Raw genomic sequence first — 26,003 nt, 5'->3', positions numbered from 1 at the left:
GAGAGTACTTCTGAATTTACGACACGCTGGGTACTTTTGTTAAGGATAGCCAGTCTTTTCGCGGATAGATCTTTACGAGTTACTAAGGAAGTTCTTTGTACTATTTGCACTGAGGAAGGGTAGTTTTATGCCTAATGTACATGGTATTGAATTCAACGCAAATCAGTCAGAGCTAGTCAAAGATGTCATTCGCGAATTGCTGAAGGATGGCAATTGCGCCGTCTACGCCCTACGCAACATGAAGCCGAACGGTGAACTGCGCATGGCTTCGGCACCTCCCATTCCAGGACCGAGAAGAGCCAGTGGCGTGTTCCTGCGGGTTCGCCCCGGAATCAAGGAAGCGATCGCTGTTCGTCCGATGAACGCCAAAGCAGGCGAAAAGAATATAAAGATCGCCAAGCTGACCCAGACCGAACTGCTCGAAACGATTCGGAAATGGCGAAAAGAGACGAAGTAAATGGCAATGTGCGCTCGCGCATGAATAGCGCAATGTCAAAAGCCCCGAGCTTTTGTGACCTATCGTCTTCATCTTGCAATATCCCTTCAAAAGAGGATCACTTCGGCTCTGGTCAGTCGAAGTGATCCGTCACTCTGCTCCACCATTGGTAATGCCTTTCTGGATTTTCCCTCTCAGATGTATACTTGTCCGGCAGAGGCGTTCATGGTATTCCGTCGGAACAGACAAGCGTGTCTCAGTTTCCTTTGCTTTCTGTTTATCATTAATACGAGGCACTATTTTTCCTCCGTATTTCTGGGTATTGGCAAAGTAATACTTCTGCTCCTGCTTTCCAGCCTGTTGATGTTCCTGGTCGTACGATCAGCGGATATCTATCGGCATCTGATAGCCGGTCTTCAGGCGCTCTGCCTGAATCTATTTGAACCGGTTCTCGATTCTGGGTACGTAAAACGGTCTAGAGCGTCGCTCATCGTCCCTCGGAAGCCGACTCTTCCTTTCCGCTTTCAACTTCCCCCGCCAATCTCCTTTCTCTAATCCCTATCGATCTCAAGTGCATGCAGTCGTCAGGACTGCCATGCCTCTAGAGCAATTTCCTGTTATTGGGAAGTTGAATCGGGCGTGTAGTACCGTTTTTCTGGGTAAAAACGGCCATAAATGTCACGATTCCGCTATACACCTACAGGAAATTTGCTTTATTTGCTTCCTGACCGCATTCCTCATGCATCGAGTGGAATATAGCGGGGCATTGCCAGCTCTGTAGAAGCTCTGGCAATGCAGGTGGCTTTGATCGCCTGCGATCTATGGATCCAGCAGGCATCGCTCAGACTCTGGGCGTCGATATCCAGGAGAATTCCATTGGCAGAACTACAGAATCCCAACCAGCAGTCTGGCCGACAGAACGTGCACACGATTCTTGCCTTGTCTTTAGTCTTTTTTCTAGCGCTTCTCGGAGTGCAGGCTTTCCAGCAAAAGAAACCTGTTGAGTCGAAATCGAAGCCATCCAGCACCGTGATTCCTGCAGCGCCAAATACTCTTGTGGCCGCTGCACAGGCAAATCAGGAGAGCATGAAGGCCTCAAGCGAAAGCGAAATCATCGTCGAAAACAAGTTTTACCGGATCCGTTTCTCCAATCGTGGGGGACAGGTTCTGTCGTGGATACTGAAGCAATATACGGATGACTCCGGTAAACCGCTGGATCTCGTCAATCAGCGGGCTGCATCCTTGCATGGTTATCCGCTTTCACTCTATACACAGAAAGCTGGGCTGACGAAGCAACTTGCCGAGGCTCTCTATGAACCCTCTTCATCCGGAAGACTTGTCGCTCCCGGAAAGCTCACCTTTACCTATTCAGAAGGAGGGGTGAGTGTAATCAAGACATTCACGTTTGATCAGAGCTACATCGTGGGAGCCGATATCCTCGTCACAGATCATGGGATGCCCGTTGCCGCCTCTCTTTGCTGGCCTTCTGGATTGGGTGATCAGGAGACATTACAAAACTACAACGTGGACGGGCGGTTCGATGCCAGCCTGAATGGGAAGTTCGTTAGTCAAACTGTAAAGTCGATTACCACTGGCGTCGTACAAGCAGGCAGTTACGATTATGCGGGCGTTAGCGACCTTTATTTCGCGGCGATCTTCCTGCCCGAGCACTCCACAAAGACAACTGTCCTCAACCTGCGTAACGAGATCAGCATTCCGAGAACGAATGGTCAAACCCATTCAGCTCTCTCCGATGTAGTCTCTGTTCCAGGCGTGGCTGTGGGGAATGGAGAGGGGCATATTCGCCTGCGACTCTTTGCCGGACCCAAGGCCATCGAGCTTCTCAGCTCCGTACACGCGTTGGCGCCAGATGGATCGCTTACTGGACCTGATTTGGAGCCGCTTGTGCGATTTGGTCTTTTACGCATCGTTGCCAAGCCACTCTTCCTGGCACTCAACTGGATTCATGTTCACCTTGTTCATAGCTGGGGTTGGGCGATTCTGATATTGACGCTCTTCATCAACTTGGTGCTCATGCCTACGCGGATCAAGTCCATGCGTTCCCAGCTAAAGATGCAGCATATTCAACCGCAGATCAACGCGATCAGGGCTCGCTTCAAAGATTGCAAGATGGGAGACCCGCATCTCCTTGAGATGAACAAGGAGATATTCGATCTGCAAAAGAAGGAGGGCATCAACGTGTTCGGCGGAATGCTGCCTCTTCTACTGCAGATGCCTCTGCTCTATGGGTTCTATCGGATGCTCCAGAACGTAATCGAGCTCAGGCATGCGGAATGGCTCTGGCTGCATGATCTCTCGTCGCTTGACCCACTCCATGTTCTTCCCGTCTTCTTCGTTGTCACCATGTTTCTGTTGCAGCTTCTCACCCCTTCATCGGGAACTGATCCCGTGCAGCGAAAAATGATGGCTCTTGTATTGCCTGTCTTAGGCTTCTTCATGACCTGGAAGGTTGGCGCCGGGCTTGCTCTCTACTGGTCCTTCGGCAACGTTATATCCATCGTTCAACAGGTTGTGGTCAGCAGGATGAGGCCTGTGGGATGAAATGCACTAACTAGTTGCTCAATGCAAATGCCTGATCGGAAAAATCACGGCACTTGATTCTTGTATTGATCCCAGTGTTGCAGCAGGTTCGATACCACGATGCTGCCGATCCGATAGTTGGCGTCCAGTGCGGGGAGATAACCTGGCGAGCTTGCTAGGTTATCAAAGAGACTCTTCTCCGCATGGACGCCCGGCGGAGGCATCACGAAGTTACTCGTCGTCCGTAAAATCAGAAACCTCTTCATGTCGACTCGTCCGAGCCGATCCAACTCCTGCATCGCGAGTACAACTCCCTGGTCTTCGCAATCCGATACGGCCAGGGAGCCGGTGCCCTTTGTATAGAGTCGCACCCAGTCTTCGGCCCATCGAGTCATGATGGCTCCATGCCAGAAGTGGTCCGTGCCAAGACTATCGCCCTCCATCACCGATGGATTCTGCTGAGCTCCTGGGAAGTCCTTGAAGAGAGCCCGTTGAGCCGCCAGAGCCGCGTTGTCCGGGAGCTTTATCTCTTTTGTCAGTTGATAGGCCCAGTTCACCAAAGAGGGGTTGAGGCGATAGGCAATTCGTCCCACGCCTCCAGCCCCGTCGTCGGAGACTCCAGCGGCTGGCGCGGAATCGACATTGTCAGGAACCTTGCCTGGCTCGGTCGCTCCCAGTGCGATGGTTCCATAGGGCCAGGAGGTGGGCGTCTCCCGGCTGTCGATCTCGAAGGCAGGGTCTCCGTCTACGATCTGCCGTATCCACACAGCGCTTGCCACGGTGACTTGATGGGGATTGCCGCCGCCAATTCCGCTCAATAGGAAGTAAGTCTGTCGCAGGTCGAATCGCGGGTCCATGGCCAGCGCCATCATCTGGATGGCGGAACGCGAGGTCGTCCCGCTGATCATGGCATAGAGGCCTTTTCCGTTGGTCAATAGCGGATGATCGATCCCAGTAACTTTGATAGGCTGATCGAGGTTCTCCCGCTCTACCCAGTACTGCAGCTCGCCCGGAACATCTCCGCGGTCCTTGCCGGTCTCGTAGGTTGCGATGACGAGAACCTTCGGCTTAATCAAATCTGCTCCATACCCGGATAGCGGTGAAAGAAGCAGCGTGAAGGCCGCAAACCACGAAGAAAGAAGCCGAAAGCCGGTTTTCCCTGAGCGATATTCTTTGTTCAATCCACTCCCGCCTTGCCTGTAGGTTTTCTCAAGATTGCTGGAACGCACCTCTGCGCTATCGGGCACGCGATGCAGTCAGAATCTTTCTAGACAATATATCGGAGAGCTTCATGTACGCCTCTCCGAGGCGAGTGGTATGGTCGCGTGTCGAAGGCTGGCTGTCTTCAGGATCGTCAATAAGGCAGAGCGGCTGCCATCTTTGCGCAGGATACTGATCAGCGGAGGATAACCACGGCGCGTTGTGTCACATCTTTTCGCAGCACGACCGCGCCATCGTTTATTACTACTTACTGCAAAGGATAAGCATGCTGGCGGGGGGGCGGTTCCAGGTCAGGGATATGATCTGATGCCTCCAGGCACTCCGAGATGCGCCGCAGCATGTCTTTAGGGTGCACCGGCTTGGCCAGGGTGGTGAAGTTGTGGCCCATCTCACGGGCCTTTGCCAGCAGGTCGACGGTGGCAGCCTGTCCCGAGAACAATAGAATCTTGCACTCCGGGACGTTTTGAGTCAGGGAAATGGCCAGTTCGATCCCACTCATCCCAGGCATGACGACGTCGGAGATCAGCAGGTCGGGCAACTCCGCTTTGGCTAACTCCAGGGCAGCTTTTCCGTCATAGACAGTGAGCGTCGCGAAACCATTCTTCTTGAGGATGATGGAGAGGGTATCCGCGATGACTCGCTCGTCGTCCACAATTAAGACAACCGGTCGACGGTTGCTGGTGTAAAAATCCGCGTCGTTTTTGGGTACTTCAACGAGCGGAACGACTTGGAAATTTGATTTGGCAGCCATCTAAAATACCTCTGTAACGACCGTAGACCTGTTCTGTCTTTACGGGTCAACTCTTTTGCATCTGTCAGATGAAGAGAGGTTTAGCTTCTGTAGAGCGCCTTGGCTTGACAACTGATTGGAGGATCAGTTTATGATCTCGTTAGCGTTAGTTTAGCGTCACCTTTGCGTTAGGAGGAATCGTGGAAAACGATGAGTCAGTTTCGGAGCCGATGAAGTTCGAATCGGTGCCCCAGGTAAATGTTCCAAAAGGGCGGGACGGGAAGCATAAAGCGATCATCACTCAGCTATTGAGTGACATCGCCCAGCTAGGCGAAGGTACAGCTCTAAAGGTTCCCCTCTCTGAGTTGCCGGATACCAAGGAGAACATTCGCTCCGCGCTAAGCCGGGCCGCGCGGCAAGGAAAGATCAATCTCGCCACTTCAAGCGATGACGACTTTCTCTATATCTGGAAGACGAACGAAGAAGACTAGTTGTTTCTGAGAGGGGCCCGAATAAGATTCGGGCCCCTCTCAGGTAGTTCTTATAACTCCGGCTCGGTCAAGCGATAGCCTGACGTGCCTGTTCGAGAGTTGGATGGCTTCGCATGACCTCAGCAAGCATCGCTGTCTGTGTCTCGCGTTCACAACTCAACACTGCAGCTATGCGTTCCTGCTTGATATAGAAGGCCATGAAGTTGAGTTCTTTCAGATCTCCATCGATCACTACTTCATCCCAGTCTTCTGTGTGACCGAGATATTCCAATTGCTTCCCGTAATGAAAGGTCCAGAAGAAGGGTACGCCTTCATATCTTGAATCTTGCCCCAGCATTGCAAGTGCAGCCACCCTGCCATGTTGTTGTGCGAGTCGCCAGTGTTCGATGCGTGTGCCTGAGACGCTGGCAATATCGCCGGCTACCCAGACCTCATCCTTTGCCCGCAGCGATGCATCTGTAGCGATGCCCCCGTCTTTAGCTCGAGGTAGATCGTGCTTGAACTCGAGATCTGGAAGAACACCGACGCCTGCGATGATTAAATCGGCTGGCAGCCGTTCGTCTTTCTCTCCCGCTCGAATCGTTACCCAGGTAGAGTCGAAGCTGGAGGTTTCTACCTCAAGCCGGAAGCGAGTTCCTTTGCTCTCATGCAATGCCTTCAGCGCGTGAGCGACCTCCTCGCCGAATAACTTCGCAAAGGGTAGCTTTTCTTTACCAACTACCGTAACCCGAAGACCTTTTTGTACCAGGGCCGAGGCCGCTTCGAGTCCGATGAAGCTGGTTCCAACGATGACGGCTTCCTTCTTGCCTTCTGCTGCCTTGAGAATGCGTTGGACATCCCTAGGATGACGAATCGTATATGCCAGTTCAGCGCCTGGAATCTCTAGCTGCTTTGGTTTGCCTCCGGTAGCTACGAGCGCCTTATCGAATTTCACGACGCTGCCATTACTCAGGTGCGCCTCCTTTTGAGCGGCGCTAAGTTCCAGGACGGCAGCATGGATGCGTTCCACCTTTGTGGACGAGAAGGTACTTAATCCAATCTGGTCCAGGGGCATCTCGCCGCTAAGTGCCATTTTGGATAAGACTGTCCGGTCAACTGGTTCTTCTTCCACTGGATCTACCGCCAGGATGCGTCCCGCAAAACCACCCTGGCGTAAAGTAGTCGCGGCTATCGCTCCTGCGGCACCCGTTCCCACCAGCAAAACCAGTTCCTCCTTTTGAACGGGGGTGCTTGTGGCTGTCGGAAGAGGTTCGGGGTTGACCAGGATCTCGCCGCCTTCCACTCTCACTGGATACATCTTGAGCGACTCCATCGGAGGAGGCTCCACCAGGGCGCCTGTAGAAAGTTCGAACGTGCCCATATGCCAGGGACACACCAACCTCCCGTTACAGATAGCTCCCTCCTTCAGCGGTGCTCCGGCATGCGGGCACTGCGACTGGACTGCAACGAGACCCTCCTCGTAGTGAATGAGCAGAATCTCGGTTTCGCCCAGTTTGACGGTCTTCTTATGCCCACAGGGCAGTTCAGACGTATTCATTACGCGTATCTCAGGCATAGTCTCTCCATCACCGTTAGCCTGTCCGGCACCGGCTTTGTATGTTCATAGATGCGAATCGTAGAAGTCGCGTACAAAGGGCTACCCCGCAAAGTCTTCAAGCATCCATACCAAAGTAGAGGGCCTCGTAAGGTAAAGCTAAAAGGCTGCATAAAGGGATCAGCAGGATAGGGCAGGGTGGAGCCATTGCCAGCGAAAAAACAAAAACCAGAGGTGCTGGCGGATCCTGTGGAATCAGCGAGGGCCGCGGGGTTGAGGTATGTCTCCGATGCCAGGCCGGGCCTGCAACGGAAACAATGGCATCACGGTTTTCGCTATATCGACATCAACGGCAGTGTCATACACGACGCTGAAACTCTGGCCCGCATCAAGTCACTCGTCATTCCACCCGCATGGTCCGAGGTCTGGATCTGTCCTCATGCAAAGGGGCACTTACAGGCCACGGGCCGAGATGCCCGAGGTAGAAAACAGAGTCTCTACCATCCGCATTGGCGAGAGGTGCGGGATGAAACCAAATACGAACGGATGCTCCTCTTTGGCGCGACCTTGCCAACGATCCGCAAACAGGTAGAGCAAGACCTGGCATTGCCGGGGCTCCCGCGCAGGAAAGTCCTGGCTACCCTTGTGCGGTTGATGGAAACTACGTTGATCCGTGTCGGAAATTCCGAGTATGCGCGGCAAAATAAATCGTATGGGCTGACTACTCTGCGCGAGAAGCATGTGCGGGTAGATGGTTCGACGATTACGTTTAATTTTCAGGGCAAGAGTGGCATCCATCACACCGTAGACATCCACGATCGCCGGCTGGCGAAGATCGTTCAGCGGTGTCAGGATATTCCGGGTTATGAGCTGTTTCAGTACTTCGACCACGAAGGAATGCACCATACGGTGGATTCAGCGGATGTAAATGCGTATCTGCAGGAGATCACCGACCAGCCTTTCACCGCGAAGGACTTTCGGACATGGGCTGGAACCGTATTGTCCTGCAGTCTTCTCTGCGGGTGCGAAGTGTTTGAATCGGAGACGCAGGCTAAAAGAGACGTAGTGCAAGCGATCAAAGCTGTAGCGGCGCAACTTGGCAATACACCTTCCATCTGCCGGAAGTGCTATGTGCATCCCGCTGTTCTTGATTGCTATATGGCAGGAGCCCTGATGGAAGCAACGAAGAGGCCTATGAAAAAGAAGCTTGCTACGCAATACCGTGGGTTAAAGAGGGAAGAGGTTGCGTTAGTAAACCTTCTGCAACGCCAACTACCTCGTTCAACGGCTTAGAGGTAATTTCCAGAACTGAGGCGAGAGTTGTCTGCGGTAGGTTTCAGGATGAGGGTGTGTTTCTGGAAGAGACGTTGCCGGAGTTCCGGTCGCATCCAGCACGGAGCACAGCATTTGCTCGGAGCAGGCTGAAGCTCCTTCAGGAAGAACGATGCACCGTATCTTGGGCCACCGGATAGATGCCAGGGCAAAGGCGCGCCCACACTCTTCAAGTGAAAGGGAGTGGCACAAAATGAGAAGGTCGACAGGGTCGGGTACGAGCGTAACTTCTGAGAAGTCCGTTGTCGTCTGGACCTGGTAGCCAGCCGCTTCCAGCACCCATTGCCTGGTCTGGAGAAGGAGTGAATCCTGACCGCATAGCAGAATAGAAATAGGCTCAGCCATCTTGGGCCTCCGAATAAATAGTCACATTGCAAGAAATCCTCGAGCTTTTTCATTGCATTTTCCCGAAACTTCTGTAAAGCTTCGGACAGATTTAGATGGGATTTTACGCCGTGCTTTGTACGCCAAGATATCAATCGACTTTAGTTAGTGTCTGTACGATACCAGACGTTGGCTTTTTAAGGACTGTCTTTTCTCTGTAGAAACATTTTCGAAAAGGACGCTGGAAAAGACGGGCATCCTTAGTGATAGTGACTTACATCTACGTTTAAAAGAGGGTGAGTAGGCGTGACGAATCTTATGAAGCCACAAGAGTATCGCGAGATTTATACAGTCATGGGGAATACCCCTTACCAGGTGGAAGTGGACTCCCTCCGGGGGGTGTCTTCAGATGGTGGGGTTCTAAGCAAGGGACGGGTTGTCTGGGTGGAGAAGCGGCTTGGCAAGCGATCTCCCCAAGCCCTGATATCGGCTTATGCGGAAGAGATTGGCCTGATTTCTCTGGATCCGCGTTTCCTCATCGCCGGGCTCTGAGTCTGAAGCTTTGCGTTCAGCCATAGAAGCGCATACTGGGGGAACGGGTCTATCCGGCTGCGAGGCTCTAGCTTGCGCTCTTACACATTCAAGAACTCGCTTTTGAGAAACCTCGAAGCAGAGGTAATCGCTCGCCTCTGTCTGTCTCCAGTCACTTTTGAATTGGGACACGAGATCGAGTTTCCTGGCGCACCAATCCACCATGTCTTCTTCGTGGAGGAGGGGATGGCCTCTATGACCACAACCTTCAAGGATGGGTCGCAGGTTGAGGTCGGGATGTTCGGCTATGAAGGGGTAATCGGCGTCTCCGCTCTCATGGGAACGAAACGAAGCCTCAATCGCGTCTATACGCAGATCGCAGGTCACGGATACTCTTCTCCGGTCGAGGTTGCGCGAGCGGAGTTTCGTGCTGGTGGAACCTTCCAATCCCTGGCCTTGAGATATGTTCAGGCGCAGCTTGTGCAGACGGCCCAGTCGACGGGCTGCAATGCAAAGCATAATCTGGAGCAGCGCCTGGCCCGTTGGTTGCTGCTCTGCGCGGACCGAGCGCATACGAACCATTTCAAGATGCCGCAGGAATCTCTCGCAGATATGCTGGGAACAACTCGGCCCACGGTCTCTTTAGCTGCCGGCCATCTGAAAGAAGAGGGATTGATCGAGTACAACCGGGGGGCAATCTCTATCCTCGATGTTGAGGGACTCGAAAAGAAAGCTTGCGAGTGCTACCACATCATCAAGGACCATCTCGATAACTACGCAGAGTTCGAAAGTGGAATTACGGTCTAGATCAGCAGATGGACTCGGCTTTTGCCGGAAGACAGATCTTGAAGATCGTGCCGCTTCGGCCCGGGTGCACGCGGCTTTGCATACATATCCTGCCATGGTGGTGTTCGATAATCTTTCTCGAGAGCGCCAGGCCCAGCCCCGTGCCGCGATCGGCTTTCGTCGTGAAGAAGGGCTGGAAGATCTCGTCCCTGTGTTCGGTTGGAATGCCATGACCATTATCGGAGACGATGACATGAATTTCGCCCCGACGCTTGCGAAGCCGGATACACACAGCACCGTCAGCGGGAAGGGCATCGAGCGCATTGACGATCAGGTTTGAGATGACCTGCAGGATCTCCCCACGATAGACCTCGGCTACCAGGCCCTGGGGCAGATCTTTTACAAGGCGTATCTTTCTCGTGTCGATCGTTCTCTGATGAATGCGAAGAGCTGCCTCTGCCAGGATCGCCAAATCAATGGGTTTTGGAGCCTGAGAAGACCTCGCGAATCCGAGCGTCTGTCCGACGACATGGTCCAAGGTCATCATCTGTTCTTCGGCCAGAAGCATGTACTTTCTTACTTTTTCTGGATTATCGGCCTCTTGAGAGGCAAGGTATGTCAGGTGGCCCAGCGCTTCGAGAGGATTTTTGATCTCGTGGATCATCTCAAGAGCCAGTTGACCGGCCGTGGCGCGTTCTTCCACCTTTTGCAAGACATCGGCTAGTAACCCCAGCTTGGACTGCAGACCCGAAATAGTAGCTACATCCATTACGGTTCTCCCACCGTTCTTCCCACGTATGATGCGCTGAAGAGAACACAGGCAATCGCGGTGTCTAATTTATTTAGAGAACCTTTTCTCCGCAGACCAGTAAGGCTTCGTTACAAATAGGACGGCATGAAGCAGCGTTATGTTGCATATCGAACAGACGAAATATTGCCGCAAATGCTAAAAGCAATTTTTTTCGATTTACCCTCTCTTTCGAGGGTCGTTTGGTCTGGTATCGAACAGAGTTCCCATCTTCCGAGGTATATGGTCAATCACAAGTCAGCGAGACTAACTCGTTCCAAATCAAAGAGGTAACCAGCCCCTTCCTCGAAAGGGCGTCCTTTGCGAACTGACTCAAAGGACTGAAATGATTGCATCGCACGCGAACCTCTTTCTGGCTTCACTTTCCCCTAAAAACCGCGAGTTTCTTCTGGAACGCTCCACTCCGGTTACTCTTCCTCTCAAGACGGTGCTGTACAACGCGGAGGAGGTTCCCTCGCATGCTTACTTCATGACCTCGGGCATTGCCTCGGTTGTCAGCACGATGTCGAGTGGTGCGACGGCAGAGGTGGGGATCATCGGACGAGAGGGAATCGTAGGTAGCCTGCAGCTTTTGGGGCCTGGGCTTGTTCCCACCCATTGCTTCATGCAGTTGGATGGAACCGGACTCAAGATCCCCTTCTCGGAGTTGAAGAAGGCGTTTCGATCGTCAGAAGACGTACGAGATCGTGCGAACGAATTCATCCAGGAGCAGGTTCTGAGCCTTAGCCAACTTGCTGGCTGTAATCGTTTTCATGAAGCAGAGGAGCGGCTGGCGCGTTGGTTGCTCATGGTGCAGGACCGGACCCAGTCCGATGTTTTGAACCTCACGCAGGAGTTTCTGGCGATGATGCTTGGAGCGCAGCGTTCGACCGTTACCCTGGTGGCCGGATCTCTTCAACGCAGTGGGCTGATCGAATACCAGCGTGGACGGGTGAAGATCCTCAATCGCGAAAATCTCGAAGCCGCGGCTTGCGACTGTTACCAGGTGACCAAGCATCTCTATGCCAAGCTGTACAAGCAAAGCACTCCTGGCGGGAGAAAGTAAGCACCTCCCACTATCCATCGATAGATTGACGGCGACGAAGCGCCGTGGTTCGATGAAATCAGTGAACTCCAGACCTTCTCTTCCGGTGGACGCTCTCTTACCGGAGATCATTGCCTCTCTTGAGCGAAATCCCAACCTCGTGATCGAAGCCCCACCGGGCGCGGGCAAGACGACCCGCGTGCCGCCTGCCATTCTCGCCTCCGTAAAAGGTGAAGTCGTAGTCCTGGAACCGCGCCGGATCGCGGCTCGTCTGGCTGCGCGGAGAGTGGCGGCGGAACTTGGCGAGCAGGCTGGCGAAACCGTTGGCTACCAGGTCCGCTTTGAAGACGTCAGCGGGCCACGCACACGGCTGCGGTTTGTTACCGAAGGAATCCTGATCCGGCGTCTGCTCTCCGATCCCAGTCTGAAAGGAGTGGACGCGGTCGTACTCGACGAGTTCCACGAGCGCCATCTCGACAGCGATTTCGCACTCGCACTCTTGAAGCGCCTGCAGCGCACACGTCCCGATCTGCGGATCGTAGTGATGTCCGCCACTCTCGATGCCGCGCCCATCGCTCGATATCTGGAAGACTGTCCCTCTCTGCGGTCGGAGGGAAGACTCTTCGAACTCTCCATCCAACATCTGGCCTACTCTTCGGAGCCGCTTCCTGTGCAGGTAAGGAACGCCATGGACCTATTACTGGCAGACGGGCAAAAGGGCCACACCCTGGCCTTTTTGCCTGGCGTCGCCGAGATCAGGCGCACGATGCGCGAGTGCGAGCCCATTGCACGCAAGCATGAGTTAGTGGTGCTTCCATTGCATGGAGACCTCTCTCCTGCGGAACAGGATCGAGCCATCTCCCCCAGTCCGCAGCGAAAGCTGATCCTGGCCACGAATGTCGCGGAGAGCTCCGTCACTGTAGAGGGAGTCAGCGCGGTCATCGATAGTGGACAGGCACGCTTTGCGACCTATTCTCCGTGGACAGGGTTACCGACCCTGCATATCGGCAGGATCAGCAGGGCATCGGCGAAGCAGCGGGCCGGTCGTGCGGGACGCACAGGACCGGGTCGCGTGTTGCGACTTTATCCGGAGGAAGACTTTCTGCGACGGCCCGAGCACGATACGCCGGAGATTCTACGCAGCGATCTCTCTGAGCTTTGCCTGTCGTTGCGGGTGCTGGGTATCGAGCACTTCAGCCAGGTGGATTGGCTCGATGCTCCTCCTCTGGCAGCGGTCCAAAACGCCGAGCTGCTGCTCGATCGCCTCGGGGCTAGCGGGGAGATGGCTCGACGATTGTCGCGCTATCCCTTGTCGCCAAGGTTGTCGCGCGTCCTCGTCGAGTCGATGGAACGAAAGGCAGGGGAAGACGGCTGTACTGTGGCCGCATTGCTTGGCTCCGGAGCGCGCTCTGAAAAGAACGATCTCCTCGCTGCAATGGAGCAGCCGATGGACTACCGGACCACGCAACAGATACAGCAACTCCGCAGAATCGCTCGTCCTCCGCGACAGAGCAGCCACGAGGACGATGCGCTCCTGATGTCCGTGCTGCTTGGCTTTCCAGATCGTGTGGCCCGTAGGCGGGCAGGGAGCCAGATTCAACTTTCAACGGGAGTTTCGGCGGAGGTTGCGGGCGAACCTCCGGCCTATGAATTCATGGTCGCGATCGATGTCGAAGACCGCAAAGAGAAGCCGCTGCCGCTGGTTCGCATGACCTCACGCATTGAGCCGGAGTGGCTGATCGACCTGTTCCCGGATCGTGTGCGCGAGCAATCCGGTGTGACGTGGAATCGCACGTCGGAGAGGGTGGAGGAGGTCAGTGCTCTGTTCTACGACGACCTGACGATCCAGGAGGCTCGCCACGCGATCCCTGACGTGGAAGCCGCCGCCGATCTGCTCTCCGAAAAGGCGATGGAGGTTGGCCTCGACCGTTTTGTCGAGGGAGACGTGCTCTCCGATTTCATGGCGCGTATCGAGTTCGCAGGCCTGGAGCCGCCGGACCTGCAGCAGGCATTAAAGAACCTGTGCCTCGGGCTGAAGAGCTTTGCGGAACTGAAAGATGCCGCAAAAGATTTCATCCCCGCACTCGAACAGACAATAGATGCGCGAGCGCTTCGTGAGCTTGCGCCTGTCAGCGTTCGGCTGCAAGGTGGGCGACAGACGAAGATTCACTACGAACGCGGCAAGCCTCCCTGGATCGCTTCGCGCCTGCAGGACTTCTTCGGCATGCGTGAGACTCCAAGGATCGGGTCGGATAGAACTCCCGTCGTCGTTCATCTGCTCGCGCCGAATCAACGGGCCGTGCAGACAACAACCGATCTGGCCGGATTCTGGGAGAGGCTCTATCCCGAGGTGCGCCGCGAATTGATGCGTCGATACCCAAGACACTCCTGGCCGGAGAAGCCATAGAGCCGCTGATCAAAAGAAACAAAGCTCTGTTATACATACTGACAAGAAGAGCGTTTCTCAAGACGAATCCGATCCCTCAGCGTCTATCACCGAGTACAGTCGTCGAAAGCACTGCTTATAGGGATAAACTCAACACCGCTGTTATCCAGGGCAATCTTAACCTGCCCCTTACGCGTTTGGTCCGGTTGCATTCAGTCTTCAATTTGCATCACCCCTGAGGTTTCCATGCGAGCAGCCTTCGCCCTTTTCGCGCTTCTTTCAGTCTCGGTCTCGTCAATGGCCCAGCCCGCTGCCGTCTCCAAATCCTTCGTCATCGCCGACGTCCACACGAGTCCGTTCACGTCCAACCCGTTCATGCACGGCAACTCCATCCAGGGCGACCGCTACTTTCTCACCCAGGCCACCATGGTCGATCTCATTGCCACCGCTTATGGAGTCGATGCCGTCAACGTGAACGGAGGTCCCACCTGGCTCGAGCGCGATCGCTACGATATCCGTGCCACAGTCCCTCCCAAGACCACACAGGACGACGTCAAGCTCATGCTTCGTACCCTGCTCGCCACCCGTTTTCACCTTGTCGTCAAAACCGGCACTGCTCCTATGCCGACCTACATCCTCTCTGCCCCCGGAAAGCCGAAGATGACCGAGTCGGAAGGGAACGGCGAAAGCTCCTGTGTCCCTCTTCCTCCGCCGCAAAATCCTCCCGCCGGCGCTCCGTCCTATATCACCGTCAGCTGCAAGAACCTCACCATGGCGTCTCTCGCCGATACCCTTCATACCTTCGCAGGCGGATATCTCGATCAACCTGTTGTGGATGAAACCAACCTTGCCGGAGGCTGGGACTTCACCATCAAGTGGACGGGGCGCGATCAGCTTGAGAAGCAGGGTGCCGACGGCATCTCCATCTTCGCCGCCGTAGAAAAGCAATTAGGCCTCAAGCTGGAACTCAAAACGGCACCCCGCCCCGTCTTCCAGGTTGCGAGCGTTGACGAAACTCCTACTCCCAACGCCGCCAATATAGCCGAAGCTCTTCCCGAGCCGCCTGCGGCACCCTTCGAAGTCGCCGTGATCAAACCCAGCGCTCCCGATGAGAAGGGCTATGCCCGCATCACCGGCAACCAGGTTGAGACCCGCGCGATTCCTCTCATGTTTCTCTTGACCTTCGGCTGGGACCTCAATCCGAACAACAAAGAGAGTATCGCTAACGCTCCCAAATGGCTCGACACCGCTAAGTTCGACTTCCTCGCCAAGGCCGGAGCCAACGTTCGCGTCGACAAATTCGCCTCCGGCAACCTGATCAACTTTGAAGACCTCCGCAGTATGCTTCGGGCCTTGATCGCCGAGCGTTTTCAGATGAAATGGCACATGGAGGATCGTCCGGTCACCGCCTACACTCTGATAGCCATTAAGCCCAGACTCAAGCCCACCCTCGACCCGACCGAGCGTACCAGATGTAAGGAGGGCCCAGGTCCTGACGGCAAAGACCCTCGGGTCGAGAGTCCCGTCCTCAACCGGCTCATCACCTGCCAGAATATGACTATCCCCCAGATCGGCGACGAGCTCCAGCACGTAGCCGGTGGGTACATCTACAATCCCGTCGTCGACGGCACCGGCCTCAAGGGCTCCTACGACTTCACGCTCAGCTTCAGCTCCGCCGACAAGATCCTTCCCAATACCGGCGGAAGTGCCGACCCCAACAGCTCAGACCCCAATGGCGCCCTCTCCGTCTTCGACGCTATTAGCAGACAGCTGGGCCTGAAATTAGAAAAGACCAAACGTCCCTACCCGGTTCTGGTGATCGACCACATGGAGGAGACCCCTACCGCGAACTAGAGTTATCCCCCTGTTGGGAGACCTCACAAGTCGGCTTCTCATCAGTGATTTATTGCTGACGATAAACGCGTTTCTCAGTACCTGTCTTTGCGGCTACAGGACGATGGTCGCCTTCTATGATGGAAATTGGAGGAACGATGGAACTCAAAGAGTACGATATCGCCGCGAATGGCATCTCCCTGCATGTAACCGAGCTGGGGGCCGGGCCAGTCGTTCTTTTCTGTCACGGGTTTCCGGACACTTCTTATACGTGGCGACAGCAGATGAAAGCCGTCGCGTCAGCCGGCTATCGAGCGATCGCTCCGGATATGCGCGGGTACGGGCGCAGCTCAGCGCCACGCGACCCCGCTTTGTACACTCCGCTGCATACGGCGGGTGACCTGGTCGGGCTCCTCGATGCGCTAAGCATTTCCAGTGCTGTGATCGTGGGTCACGACTGGGGTGCGACGCATGCATGGAATGCCGCCATGATGCGACCGGATCGATTCACAGCGGTATTCTGCTTGAGCGTGCCTTACTTTCCGCGCGGAGATGTCAGCGTCTTCGAGCGCATGCGCACGACCGGGCATGAAAACGATTTTTATATGTTCGAACAGATCAAACCGGAAGCAGACCAGATTTGGGCAGATGCTGCCGTTACGATTCCTGGGATCTTGTATTGGGCATCGGGTTCTGCTCCGGCTGACACGCGATGGAACCCTCTGGATCTTGCACGAAGTCTTCACCGTCCCGCTCCTAAGCCATTGCCCTCATGGGTGGACCCGGATTATGTGGCTCACAATATAGCGGAGTTCCAGCACACCGGCTTTCACGGTGCGCTGAACTACTATCGTGCCGCCGAGCTCTATTTCGGTCTGTCCGCCGCATGGAAAGGCGCGAAGATCACCCAGCCCTCGTTTTACATCTCCGGAAAGGCCGACGGCCTGAGGGCGCTTTATCCCCCTGCCGAAAAGCTGCGGGCCGGGCTTCCGGGGCTCGTCGGGAACCTGGAACTCGACAATGTAGGCCATTGGATACAACACGAGGCCTCCGCCGAAGTCAACGAACAGCTTGTGAAGTTCCTGCGTACGGTGAACCCTTCCTAAGGAGTTCGCGATGGCAACATCTTTCCCACTCACTGACACCACTTTCAGTTCACCACGTCACACAACGCACTACTGGCAGGCCGGACCTGCCGGTGGCCCATTGATGTTCTTCCTCCACGGCTGGCCACAGATCGGCTTGGTGTGGCGCGCGCAGGTCGAGGCCTTCGCGTCCGAAGGCTGGCACTGCATCGCGCCCGACATGCGCGGCTATGGAGGTTCATCTGCGCCGCTCGCCCCCGAGGTCTACACGCTGGAAGAGATCGTTGACGACATGACCGAGCTGCATGATCATCTAGGCGCTAGCCCGGCCATCTGGGTTGGGCATGACCTCGGAAGCCCGGTTGTCGGAGCGCTGGCCGCGCATCACGCGGAACGATGCCGCTGCGTTGTCTTTATCTCTGTCCCCTATGTACCGGAAGGCTTCGCGCTACCCAATCAGCTGCCGCTCATCGACCGCGAGCTCTATCCCGCCGATCAGTATCCGGACGGGCAGTGGGACTATTACCACTTCTACCTGAGCCACTTCGACCAGACGGTCACCGACTTCGATGCTGACATCCCGGCGACTCTCGCGGCGATATACCGCAGCGGGAACCCCGAATCCGTAGGCAAGGTGTACAGGTCTGCGATCATTACGCGCAATGGTGGTTGGTTCGGATCGGCGCATCATGCTCCAGCCGTGCAGCCTGACCCCGCACTCTGGCCATCTGCTGACTTTGACACTCTGGTCGAAGCCTTCCGCATCACCGGATTCCGGCCCGGAAACTCCTGGTATTTGAACGACAACGCCAACATCGCCTACGCGTACAAGGCGCCGGATGGCGGCAGGCTGCGCCAGCCGGTGCTGTTTATTAACGGCGAGTTCGACGGTCTCTGCGATATCACCCACAACCGGTTCGGAGAGCCGATGCGCGGCGCGTGCCAGGACCTCACCGTGACAAGTCTGCCTTCGGGCCACTGGCTGCCTCTCGAACGCAAGGCGGAAGTGACCGAAGCCATGCGTTCCTGGCTCGAAATGAAGGCGCTTTAATTGGCGATAACGGCATTCCCTAAGGAAAAACAATGACCACACTCAGCACGCCACCTGCTTCCAGCCCTCTTGCTTCTTTGAAGATCAACCACGCAGCCATTCGCGTGCCGGACTTCGACATAGCGGTTGCCTGGTATGCCGACAAGCTCGATTTTCGGTCGAAGCAGACAGTGTCAGTGGCCGGGCTCAACTTCGGCTTTCTTTATCCTGCCGGAGACGATAGTTTTCATTTCGAGTTGATGGCTGGCCAGGGCGCAGCAGAACGTCTTGCCTATAAAGATCTGCATGACAGCTACAACATGTCTGGGTGGCATCACCCGGGTTTCAGCGTCGATAGCGTGGATGCCGTCATCGACGAATTGAAACGCCGCGATGTGACCATCGCCAGCGAGCCACACGACGTACCCGCAATGGGTCTGCGCGTCGCGTTCTTTGCCGATCCCTGGGGTAACCTCTTCGAGGTTATCCAGCCCATCGCCCACTAAGGAGGACGAGACCGGTGCCTAAGATATTCAAGGAGTGTTGGTCCTCAGAAGTCGGCTTGTAGGAAGTTATCGCCGCTGCCAAGTCACACGCAACTCGAAATCGCTAGACTCTTGCCTTGGCCGCCATCGCTCGGTCGGTCATCCTGGCTACAAATTCACTTTTTCCATCAATATAAGCAGAGCGATTGTCCTTGAATTCCAACGCAAGTGCCCGCTTCAGATCGCCATATTTTTTCGCCTCTTCAGGGTGGGCTCGAAGATAGTCTCTGAAGGCCAGGTGTCTTTGAAACTCTCGGCTTTGTGGCGGGCAAACATAGAGATGATGAGGAGTATCCTGCGCAGGCGCCAGGAAAGCCTCACGCCCTGGAATGCCAAGGTCTCCCTGGTAACCATAGCCAATGTTTGCAAGCCGATTGATAGCTGCTGGTAGGTCTGCCTCATCTGCCAGAAGCACATCGATATCGATGATGGGCTTCGCTGCCAGATGCGGAACGGCAGTGCTGCCGACATGTTCTATGGTGACAGCCATACTGCCAAGCGTCCTCGCCAGCCGCTCGTAAAAGAACCGGAAGAGCGCAGGCCAGCTTGGATCGTACTCTACGACGATCACTGTGGTCGGCATCGGTGCCTTCAGTATATTTGCGCCAGCCTCGACTGCCATGGTTCGCTCGCTGTAGACCGTGCAGAAGGGAACTCAAGCCCCGATTTTGCAGGCTTTTCGAAACCCGCTTGACACTCGCAGTTGGCAGCCGATATAAAAATCGCGCTAGAAGAAACGCGGAAATGTTCCATCGAGAGAACGTCTCCAGTCACTTGAGAAAAGGTTTACTTAAGAGTTTTGAAACATGACTGTCTTTTTGGGATTCAATCCGAAACTTACCTGAGTAAATGTTTTCCCATAGGGCACTGGGCTGCGTGGCAAGGACTTTTTAGAGGAGTGTTATGACTGTTTTTTATAAAACCACAGTGAAATTAGGAGTGTTCCTGATCCTCCTTTGTTTGGGCTCGATGATCGCCTCAGCCCAGATCAACACCGGATCGATGGCTGGAACCGTGACCGACTCCGGAGGCGGCGTCATTCCTGGAGCCCAGGTGACTGCGACTGAGCGACAGTCGGGTTCGGTCTACAAGACCACGACCTCGTCTTCGGGTGCCTATGTCTTCACCTCGCTGCGTCCAGGTAACTACGACATCAGCGTTACCGCGCCCACCTTCAAAGCAGCGCAGGTCACGGGATTGCCGGTCTATGTAACCACACGTGCCTCGCATGACTTTACGCTGTCGGCCGGAGCGGTCAGCGAGACCGTGACGGTGGTCGCCAACGGTCCATCGCTGGAGACGGAGACCTCCGACATCGGCACGGTGCTGACGGAAGCCCAGGTTCAGGATCTGCCTTCTCTTGCTGGGGGTGCCATGCGCTCCCTGGTGGCGCTTACCCTCCTGACTCCTGGAGCGGTGGGGACGGGTACGAATGGCGGCACAACCTATGTCAAGATTGGTGGCGGCCAGACCTTCGGCAGCGATAACCTGCTCGACGGCATCAGCACGCAGCGCTCTGAGAATGGAACAGGGTTCTTCGACCAGATGACGCCCTCTCTCGATGCCATCGAAGAGTTCCGCGTAGAGACTCTGGCGTTGCCGTCGTACCTGGGGCGCACCACCGGAGGTATCGCAAACTTCAAGACCCGGTCAGGCACGAACTCGTATCACGGTACGGTGTACGACTACTTCAAGAACACTATCTTCGACGCGAACAACTGGTTCAATAAGGGCAACGCGATCATCAATGGTGGCACGCAGGATTCCTTGCAGGCTTTCCGCCGCCCTGCCGATATGCACCAGGATTACGGTGTAACGTTAGGTGGTCCGGTTTATATCCCGCATGTCTATAACGGCAGGGACAAGACCTTCTTCTTCTTCAGCTTCGAGCAGGTTCCCAGCAGCTTTGGCCATACCGTTCTTTCCACGGTTCCGACCGACGCGCAACGCGGATTGCTTAACGGCAGTAACGGAACGATCGGTGATTTTTCCGCCACGCTCGGCGCGCCGGTCGCCGGTCTGACGAATCCCTGCACAGGAAATCCAATCCTCTCCGGACAAATCTTCGACCCCACGACGACTACTAGAGTGAATGGCGTCGAGTGCCGCATGCCCTTCGTCAATAACCAGGTGCCGATCGGCCGCAGCCAGATCGCAACGGAGGTCCTGGCTCTGATTCCGCGCCAGAACTATGTCGGTAGCGGAACGCAGAACTACTCCTACGCGACCAATGAGGTAGTCAATCAGGTTGCCAATTCACTGCGCATCGACCAGAACTTCGGCACGCGCCATCACCTCTTCGCCTTCGGCAGCGCTCGTGAGAACTTCGACTCCGGCGTCGCGGATCTTCCGGGGCCGGTGAACAGCGGATCGCAGTTGCAGGACTTCTATGCCAAACTGCTTCGCATCGGATACGACTTCACGATTACGCCGCACCTCATCAACCAGGTCACCTTTGGCGGCAATCGCATCAACAGCTTCAATAGCGCTCCGGCTTCTCTCCTGGGGATCAACTACGACGCACAGCTAGGTATTCCAAACACCACCTCTCCGGGTACCACGTTCCCGACCTTCAATATCGGCGAGAACCTGCCTGGCCTGGGAAGCCCGAACTTTGACGACAACGTCGACAACGCTCTTCTGCTGGACGACAACGTAAGTTGGCAGAAAGGGCAGCACAGCCTCCGTTTTGGCGGCACCTACCGTTGGCAGCAGTTCAGCTACATCAACAACGGCCCGGCAGCGGGAACCTTCAACTTCGCTCGTTCACAGACAGCCGGTACCAATCAGGTGAACGCCGAGGCCGATAGCGGCAACGGTATCGCCAGCTTCCTGTTGGGAGCTCCGGCTAATACCAGCCGCTCGCTGCAGATTCACTTTCCACGCTGGATTCAGCACTACTACGCAGCCTATGCGCAGGACGACTGGAAGGCGCGGAAGAACCTGACAGTCAACCTCGGCTTCCGCTACAGCATCGACACTCCACGGCACGAGGCCGACGGTGATATCTCCAGCTTCGATCCGACGATCCCCAACCCCGCGGCAAACGGCATTCTCGGTGCGATGAGGTTCGGCGGCGTTGGCCCGGGACGCGATGGCAATAAGAACGAGCAGTTTGCCTCGACCTACTATAAGGACTTCGAACCCCGCATCGGTTTCTCCTATGCTCCGGGCTGGTTGCACGATAGCTTTGTCATCCGTTCCGCGTACTCGATCATGTACGGTCCTTTGATCTATGCCGACTACGGGCAGGGCCTGAGCGCGGGCTTTACGACAGTAACTCCTGGAGAAAATACGGATGGCTTTGTTCCTTCCGGCGCGCTGGATGCCGGTCCTCCTCCTCTATCGCTGACGCCGACGATTGATCCAGCGCTCCTGGTTGGCGGCGCCTCCGTTGCTGACTATGTGGCGAAGACCGACGGCAAGCCGGCGATGGTGCAGAATTGGACGCTCGAGACACAAGCCCAGCTCGCACCCGACCTCATCCTGACGATTGGCTATCTCGGAGAACGTGGAACACGGCTTCGGTCGCTGGTCTACTGGGCCAACTCGATCAACCCGTCGAACTTTAGCCTGGGAGATACCATTACCGCTCCGGTGCAATCTGCCGCAGCCGTTGCTGCCGGGATCACTGCACCCTACGCTAACTTCTTCAACATCACGAATGGGCTGGTAGGCCAGGCACTGCTGCCGTTCCCGCAGTATGGCTATCTCAATAACGATAGCTATCTGCAGGACCGTGGGCAGTCGACCTATAACGCCATGGAAGTAAAACTGGAGCGCCGGTTCCGCGATGGCCTCAATGTGCTGATGTCCTATACCTGGTCGAAGACCTATACGGATGCCGATTCCATTCAGCCCTACCAGGCCACGGTGCTGGGGCAGAGTGGAACGCAGAATCCCTATAACCTCAAGGCCGAGCGGGCTCTCAGCACACAGGATGTTCCAACGAACTTCGTCATCAGCTACCTGTATGAGCTGCCGGTAGGCAAGGGCAAGAAATTCCTTGGGAACTCAAACTCGTTCGTCAATGCTTTGATCGGTGGATACCGTGTCGGAGGCGTTCAGCGCTACCTGAGCGGCCAGCCCATCGGCTTCTTTGGCGCTCTGGGAGTACCGTACTTCGATGGCGCAATCCGGTTCAGCCGCGCGGTAGGCACCGATATCGAGACGCCCGCAGCAGCGAGCGGACACTACAATCCGCTTACCTATGTGTCTCCGGCTGGGAATAATACGAACCTCTACAATCCCACCGGCTTCTGGAACCGCAATGCGTTCATCGACGTCAACGATGCAGCGCATCGCGGAACCGGTCCCTTCCACTTCGGCGACCTGCCTCGCAATACGGCGGAGGTGCGTACACCGGCCTTCTTCAATGAAGATCTAAACCTCAATAAGCACATTCCGATCCATAATCAGATCAGTGCCGACCTGCGGTTGGAGGCTTTCAACGTCTTCAACCGGCATGGATGGGGGAAGCCTGATTCGGGTATCAACGATATCAACTTCGGACAGGTCACCAGCCTGAACGATGCGCCAAGAAGCATGCAGGTTGTGCTGAAGATCCGTTACTAACAGGGCAGTACGAGCAGGCTGTTGTTCAGCCTGCTCGTACTGCTTTTCTTCTCTGGATTATCTCGTTGAAAAGGAATGAGCATGAACAGAACTCTTGGTACCTTGATCGTTTTTGCGAGCGCCTCGCTTGCACTGCAGGGAGCACTCGCACAAGAGAAGGGGAGTGCTCCGCAGGCACTGACTCTTTCGGGGGAGTACGCGGGAACGCATGATCCCTCCATCGCCGTCGACCATGGAAAGTACTATGTCTTTGCGACGGGCGCGGTGCGGCCACCTCGTGTCGAGAGCGCTCCTCCGGCACCGCCGGTTCCTGGAACTGCACGCCCTTCGACAGCCCAGTTGCCGCAACTAGCGATTCGTTGCTCGCCCGACCTCAAGGTCTGGAAGCGATGTGGCGCGATCTTTCCTTCGATCCCCATATGGATTCAGCAGATGAGTCCGGAGACGCAGGAGCTGTGGGCTCCTGACGTCTCTTACTTCGATGGCCTGTACCACCTCTACTACGCGTTTTCGGCCTTCGGAAAAAACACCTCCGGCATTGCGCTGGCAACCAATGAAACGCTTGATCCCTCAAGCCCTAAGTACACGTGGGTAGACCGTGGACTGGTACTCCGTTCGCTCGCGACGGACGACTTCAACGCTATCGATCCCAATCTCATTCTCGATAGCAAGGGCGAGGCATATCTCTCGTTCGGCAGCTTCTGGACCGGCATAAAGATGCGCCACCTGGATCGCCATACCGGACTGCTCTCAAAGACAGATGAGAAGCTCTACTCGTTGGCTTCGCGCAGGCCAGGATCTCTGGCTCAACCCCGTAACCCCAATCTCCCCCCTGACACGGAAGCGATCGAAGCACCGTTTGTCTTTCAGCACGGAGGGTATTATTACCTCTTCGTCTCCTGGGACCTATGCTGCCGAGGCCTGAAGAGCACCTACCGCACGATGGTCGGCCGGTCTACCTCTGTCACTGGACCGTATGTGGATCGCGATGGAAAGCCGATGCTGGAGGGCGGAGGATCGCCGCTATTGCAGGCTAACGGACAATGGCTTGGACCAGGGGGTGAGTCTCTGCTGCATCTCGATCATGAAGACCTAATCGTCTTTCACGCTTACAGCGCGACGGATGGCCATCCCGCCTTGCATATCTCGACCCTGGGTTGGAAAGACGGCTGGCCCGAAGCGGCGTTAGAAGGAGATAGCGCGAAGTAGGATCGCCTTTCGGAATATGTTGAAGGGCCGAATCTGAGATCCCGTTTTAGACCGCAACCAAAACGATGCATTCATAGCTCTTTGTTCTGTCTCACCACAGACTCGTCATCCTGAGCGAAGCGTCCCAGTTTTTTGGGACGCGGAGTCGAAGGACCCCGATGGTTGTTATCTTGCCTATACCCTTTGGATCTTTTCTACCTCGAGCGCTCGAGCCTGGACTCTCGTGCTGGAAAAGGTCCCAACCTCCTGGGTGAGATCAAGTCCCTCGGGGTCCTTCGACTCCACACCTCGCAAAAAACGCGAGGTGCTCCGCTCAGGATGACGTCTCTGTGGGGGGAGCAAAATACGTGATTCGTTGTCGTTCCAGGTTCGCTAGACACTATCTATTCCTGTGCTAATCCTCACCTACTCTCGACTCTTCTTCCGCGTACTTTTCCCTGGAAGATCCGCCAGCGCATCCTTCGGTAATCCAGTAGTCTGCCGCACAATCAATCTCGTAATGATCTTGCTGGGTGCTTCTGGCTTGGCCGGCGAATCCTGTAAGTGCGACAAGAGATCGTTGACGGCTCTCAGTGCGAGATCCTTGCAGGACATCCGTACCGTCGTAAGCGGTGGAATCGTATATTCGGCCAGATGAATATCGTCGAAGCCAACCAATGAAAAATCATCAGGCACCTTCAGCTTCGCTTCGAAGAGAGCATGCTGCACACCGATAGCCGTCATGTCGTTGGAGCACATGATGGCTGTAGGCCACTGTGGCAGGGCGAGGATCTTCTGCATCGCATCCCGTCCGCCGTCCAGCGTGTGATCTCCCTCAATGATCCATGCCGGGTCGGCCTTGAGTCCTGTGGAGCGCAGGCAATCGAGGAAGGCCGCCTTGCGAGCCTCCGCCGAGCGCAGCCGAAGCGGTCCCGTGATGAAGCCGATCTTGCGATGGCCGAGGACGGCGAGATGCTGTACGCCTTCATAGATGCCGGTGCGGTAGTCGACCGCCAGCACGCTGCTCAGCGGCCGTGAAGGCGCGGCGTCGATGAATACGACCGGGATGTTATCGACGGCAAAACGCTCGAAGAGAACCTCCTCGATGCCAAAGGTCATGACGGCTACGCCATCTACCTTGCGCTCAAGCATCCGTCGCGCGCACTGCTCGATCGTCTTCTTCTCGTAGTTCGTCGACCCGATCAGGATCTCGTAACCCCGCTCTACGGCGACCTGCTCGAACTCCTGGATGAGTTCAGGGAAGAAGGGGTTGGTGATCTCCGAGACGATCAGTCCCAGTAGCTTGCTCTTGCCTGAAACCAGCGCGCGCGCCTGAGTATTAGGGAAGTAGTTAAGCTCCGCGACGGCGCTCCAGACGCGGGCTGCGAGGACCGGGTCAACCGTGGGTACATGGTTGATGGTGCGCGAGACCGTGGCAATGGAGACACGAGCCTTGGCGGCGACACCGCGAATGTCGATCTTGCGGGCAGCTTCGCTCTTAGGGGTACTTTGAGAACGTTTCATACGAGAAGGGTCCGGAACGGCATAACTGACAGCATACGGCTGTAAGTACTTTCTGACGAGAGTTTAAGATTAAGTTGAC

The 26,003-nt window shown here is 55.6% G+C and carries 19 protein-coding genes; 13 read left to right on the top strand and 6 right to left on the bottom strand.

Features of this window, described 5'->3' with window-relative positions; all coding sequences use genetic code 11:
- The first annotated feature begins 127 nt into the window (after positions 1 to 127).
- Both ACIX8_RS14555 and yidC read left to right on the top strand, forming a co-directional pair.
- A complete protein-coding gene (locus tag ACIX8_RS14555; RefSeq protein ID WP_014266112.1) occupies positions 128 to 457 on the top strand; it encodes a hypothetical protein in 330 nt (109 codons plus the stop codon).
- A gap of 855 nt (positions 458 to 1,312) precedes the next feature.
- Positions 1,313 to 2,998, top strand: a complete 1,686-nt coding sequence (yidC, locus tag ACIX8_RS14550) for a membrane protein insertase YidC (protein WP_014266110.1) — start codon at positions 1,313 to 1,315, stop codon at positions 2,996 to 2,998.
- A 44-nt stretch (positions 2,999 to 3,042) separates the two neighbouring features.
- On the opposite strand, the gene ACIX8_RS14545 is transcribed toward yidC, so the two are convergent.
- The gene (locus ACIX8_RS14545; protein WP_190273667.1) at positions 3,043 to 4,053 is read right to left on the bottom strand and encodes a purine-nucleoside phosphorylase; all 1,011 of its coding nucleotides are present in this window, start codon (positions 4,051 to 4,053) and stop codon (positions 3,043 to 3,045) included.
- A 392-nt stretch (positions 4,054 to 4,445) separates the two neighbouring features.
- The gene (locus tag ACIX8_RS14540; protein WP_014266108.1) at positions 4,446 to 4,949 is read right to left on the bottom strand and encodes a response regulator; all 504 of its coding nucleotides are present in this window, start codon (positions 4,947 to 4,949) and stop codon (positions 4,446 to 4,448) included.
- Between the two features lie 179 nt (positions 4,950 to 5,128).
- On the opposite strand from ACIX8_RS14540, the gene ACIX8_RS14535 reads away from it, so the two are divergent.
- Positions 5,129 to 5,419, top strand: coding sequence for a hypothetical protein (locus ACIX8_RS14535; RefSeq protein ID WP_014266107.1), 291 nt, complete (start codon positions 5,129 to 5,131; stop codon positions 5,417 to 5,419).
- Positions 5,420 to 5,486: 67 nt separating this feature from the next.
- On the opposite strand, the gene ACIX8_RS14530 is transcribed toward ACIX8_RS14535, so the two are convergent.
- Positions 5,487 to 6,974: an FAD-dependent oxidoreductase gene (locus ACIX8_RS14530; RefSeq protein WP_014266106.1), complete on the bottom strand. Its 1,488-nt coding sequence runs from the start codon at positions 6,972 to 6,974 to the stop codon at positions 5,487 to 5,489.
- A gap of 228 nt (positions 6,975 to 7,202) precedes the next feature.
- On the opposite strand from ACIX8_RS14530, the gene ACIX8_RS14525 reads away from it, so the two are divergent.
- The gene (locus tag ACIX8_RS14525) at positions 7,203 to 8,246 is read left to right on the top strand and encodes a DNA topoisomerase IB (protein ID WP_223295343.1); all 1,044 of its coding nucleotides are present in this window, start codon (positions 7,203 to 7,205) and stop codon (positions 8,244 to 8,246) included.
- 1,149 nt (positions 8,247 to 9,395) lie between these two features.
- A complete protein-coding gene (locus ACIX8_RS14515; protein WP_223295342.1) occupies positions 9,396 to 9,947 on the top strand; it encodes a Crp/Fnr family transcriptional regulator in 552 nt (183 codons plus the stop codon).
- Between the two features lies 1 nt (position 9,948).
- On the opposite strand, the gene ACIX8_RS14510 is transcribed toward ACIX8_RS14515, so the two are convergent.
- Entirely contained in the window at positions 9,949 to 10,695 is a 747-nt protein-coding gene (locus tag ACIX8_RS14510; RefSeq protein WP_014266101.1) for a sensor histidine kinase, read from the bottom strand.
- Positions 10,696 to 11,059: 364 nt separating this feature from the next.
- Between ACIX8_RS14510 and ACIX8_RS14505 the strand changes: the two genes are divergently transcribed.
- The 6 genes from ACIX8_RS14505 to ACIX8_RS14480 all read left to right on the top strand — a co-directional run bounded on the left by ACIX8_RS14505 (position 11,060) and on the right by ACIX8_RS14480 (position 18,598).
- Positions 11,060 to 11,779, top strand: coding sequence for a Crp/Fnr family transcriptional regulator (locus ACIX8_RS14505; protein WP_014266100.1), 720 nt, complete (start codon positions 11,060 to 11,062; stop codon positions 11,777 to 11,779).
- Positions 11,780 to 11,831: 52 nt separating this feature from the next.
- Entirely contained in the window at positions 11,832 to 14,165 is a 2,334-nt protein-coding gene (gene hrpB, locus ACIX8_RS14500; RefSeq protein WP_014266099.1) for an ATP-dependent helicase HrpB, read from the top strand.
- A gap of 225 nt (positions 14,166 to 14,390) precedes the next feature.
- Positions 14,391 to 15,998: a TIGR03435 family protein gene (locus ACIX8_RS14495; protein WP_014266098.1), complete on the top strand. Its 1,608-nt coding sequence runs from the start codon at positions 14,391 to 14,393 to the stop codon at positions 15,996 to 15,998.
- Between the two features lie 137 nt (positions 15,999 to 16,135).
- Complete coding sequence (locus ACIX8_RS14490; RefSeq protein ID WP_014266097.1) at positions 16,136 to 17,083, top strand: alpha/beta fold hydrolase; 948 nt, start codon at positions 16,136 to 16,138, stop codon at positions 17,081 to 17,083.
- Between the two features lie 10 nt (positions 17,084 to 17,093).
- Positions 17,094 to 18,113, top strand: coding sequence for an alpha/beta fold hydrolase (locus ACIX8_RS14485; RefSeq protein ID WP_014266096.1), 1,020 nt, complete (start codon positions 17,094 to 17,096; stop codon positions 18,111 to 18,113).
- A 32-nt stretch (positions 18,114 to 18,145) separates the two neighbouring features.
- Positions 18,146 to 18,598, top strand: a complete 453-nt coding sequence (locus ACIX8_RS14480; RefSeq protein WP_014266095.1) for a VOC family protein — start codon at positions 18,146 to 18,148, stop codon at positions 18,596 to 18,598.
- A gap of 103 nt (positions 18,599 to 18,701) precedes the next feature.
- Here ACIX8_RS14480 and ACIX8_RS14475 read toward each other — a convergent pair whose 3' ends face one another.
- Complete coding sequence (locus ACIX8_RS14475; RefSeq protein ID WP_044178730.1) at positions 18,702 to 19,220, bottom strand: GrpB family protein; 519 nt, start codon at positions 19,218 to 19,220, stop codon at positions 18,702 to 18,704.
- A 320-nt stretch (positions 19,221 to 19,540) separates the two neighbouring features.
- Between ACIX8_RS14475 and ACIX8_RS14470 the strand changes: the two genes are divergently transcribed.
- A complete protein-coding gene (locus tag ACIX8_RS14470; RefSeq protein ID WP_014266093.1) occupies positions 19,541 to 23,212 on the top strand; it encodes a TonB-dependent receptor in 3,672 nt (1,223 codons plus the stop codon).
- 81 nt (positions 23,213 to 23,293) lie between these two features.
- Entirely contained in the window at positions 23,294 to 24,421 is a 1,128-nt protein-coding gene (locus ACIX8_RS14465) for an arabinan endo-1,5-alpha-L-arabinosidase (protein WP_014266092.1), read from the top strand.
- 405 nt (positions 24,422 to 24,826) lie between these two features.
- Here the strand turns inward: ACIX8_RS14465 and ACIX8_RS14460 are convergent, their stop codons facing one another.
- A complete protein-coding gene (locus ACIX8_RS14460) occupies positions 24,827 to 25,924 on the bottom strand; it encodes a LacI family DNA-binding transcriptional regulator (RefSeq protein WP_014266091.1) in 1,098 nt (365 codons plus the stop codon).
- Between the last annotated feature and the right edge of the window lie 79 nt (positions 25,925 to 26,003).

Origin of the sequence: Granulicella mallensis MP5ACTX8 (assembly GCF_000178955.2) — a bacterium.
GTDB lineage: Bacteria > Acidobacteriota > Terriglobia > Terriglobales > Acidobacteriaceae > Granulicella > Granulicella mallensis.
Note: the sequence above shows the minus strand (reverse complement) of the source record. Positions and strands in the feature narration are given on the sequence as shown.

What these genes read in the sequence shown, in the direction of transcription:
- ACIX8_RS14555 (WP_014266112.1), top strand. Translation starts at nt 128, where the DNA reads ATGCCTAATGTACATGGTATTGAATTCAACGCAAATCAGTCAGAGCTA.
- ACIX8_RS14540 (WP_014266108.1), bottom strand. Translation starts at nt 4,949, where the DNA reads ATGGCTGCCAAATCAAATTTCCAAGTCGTTCCGCTCGTTGAAGTACCC.
- ACIX8_RS14530 (WP_014266106.1), bottom strand. Translation starts at nt 6,974, where the DNA reads ATGCCTGAGATACGCGTAATGAATACGTCTGAACTGCCCTGTGGGCAT.
- ACIX8_RS14515 (WP_223295342.1), top strand. Translation starts at nt 9,396, where the DNA reads ATGACCACAACCTTCAAGGATGGGTCGCAGGTTGAGGTCGGGATGTTC.
- ACIX8_RS14510 (WP_014266101.1), bottom strand. Translation starts at nt 10,695, where the DNA reads ATGGATGTAGCTACTATTTCGGGTCTGCAGTCCAAGCTGGGGTTACTA.
- ACIX8_RS14505 (WP_014266100.1), top strand. Translation starts at nt 11,060, where the DNA reads ATGATTGCATCGCACGCGAACCTCTTTCTGGCTTCACTTTCCCCTAAA.
- hrpB (WP_014266099.1), top strand. Translation starts at nt 11,832, where the DNA reads ATGAAATCAGTGAACTCCAGACCTTCTCTTCCGGTGGACGCTCTCTTA.
- ACIX8_RS14495 (WP_014266098.1), top strand. Translation starts at nt 14,391, where the DNA reads ATGCGAGCAGCCTTCGCCCTTTTCGCGCTTCTTTCAGTCTCGGTCTCG.
- ACIX8_RS14490 (WP_014266097.1), top strand. Translation starts at nt 16,136, where the DNA reads ATGGAACTCAAAGAGTACGATATCGCCGCGAATGGCATCTCCCTGCAT.
- ACIX8_RS14485 (WP_014266096.1), top strand. Translation starts at nt 17,094, where the DNA reads ATGGCAACATCTTTCCCACTCACTGACACCACTTTCAGTTCACCACGT.
- ACIX8_RS14480 (WP_014266095.1), top strand. Translation starts at nt 18,146, where the DNA reads ATGACCACACTCAGCACGCCACCTGCTTCCAGCCCTCTTGCTTCTTTG.
- ACIX8_RS14475 (WP_044178730.1), bottom strand. Translation starts at nt 19,220, where the DNA reads ATGCCGACCACAGTGATCGTCGTAGAGTACGATCCAAGCTGGCCTGCG.
- ACIX8_RS14470 (WP_014266093.1), top strand. Translation starts at nt 19,541, where the DNA reads ATGACTGTTTTTTATAAAACCACAGTGAAATTAGGAGTGTTCCTGATC.
- ACIX8_RS14465 (WP_014266092.1), top strand. Translation starts at nt 23,294, where the DNA reads ATGAACAGAACTCTTGGTACCTTGATCGTTTTTGCGAGCGCCTCGCTT.
- ACIX8_RS14460 (WP_014266091.1), bottom strand. Translation starts at nt 25,924, where the DNA reads ATGAAACGTTCTCAAAGTACCCCTAAGAGCGAAGCTGCCCGCAAGATC.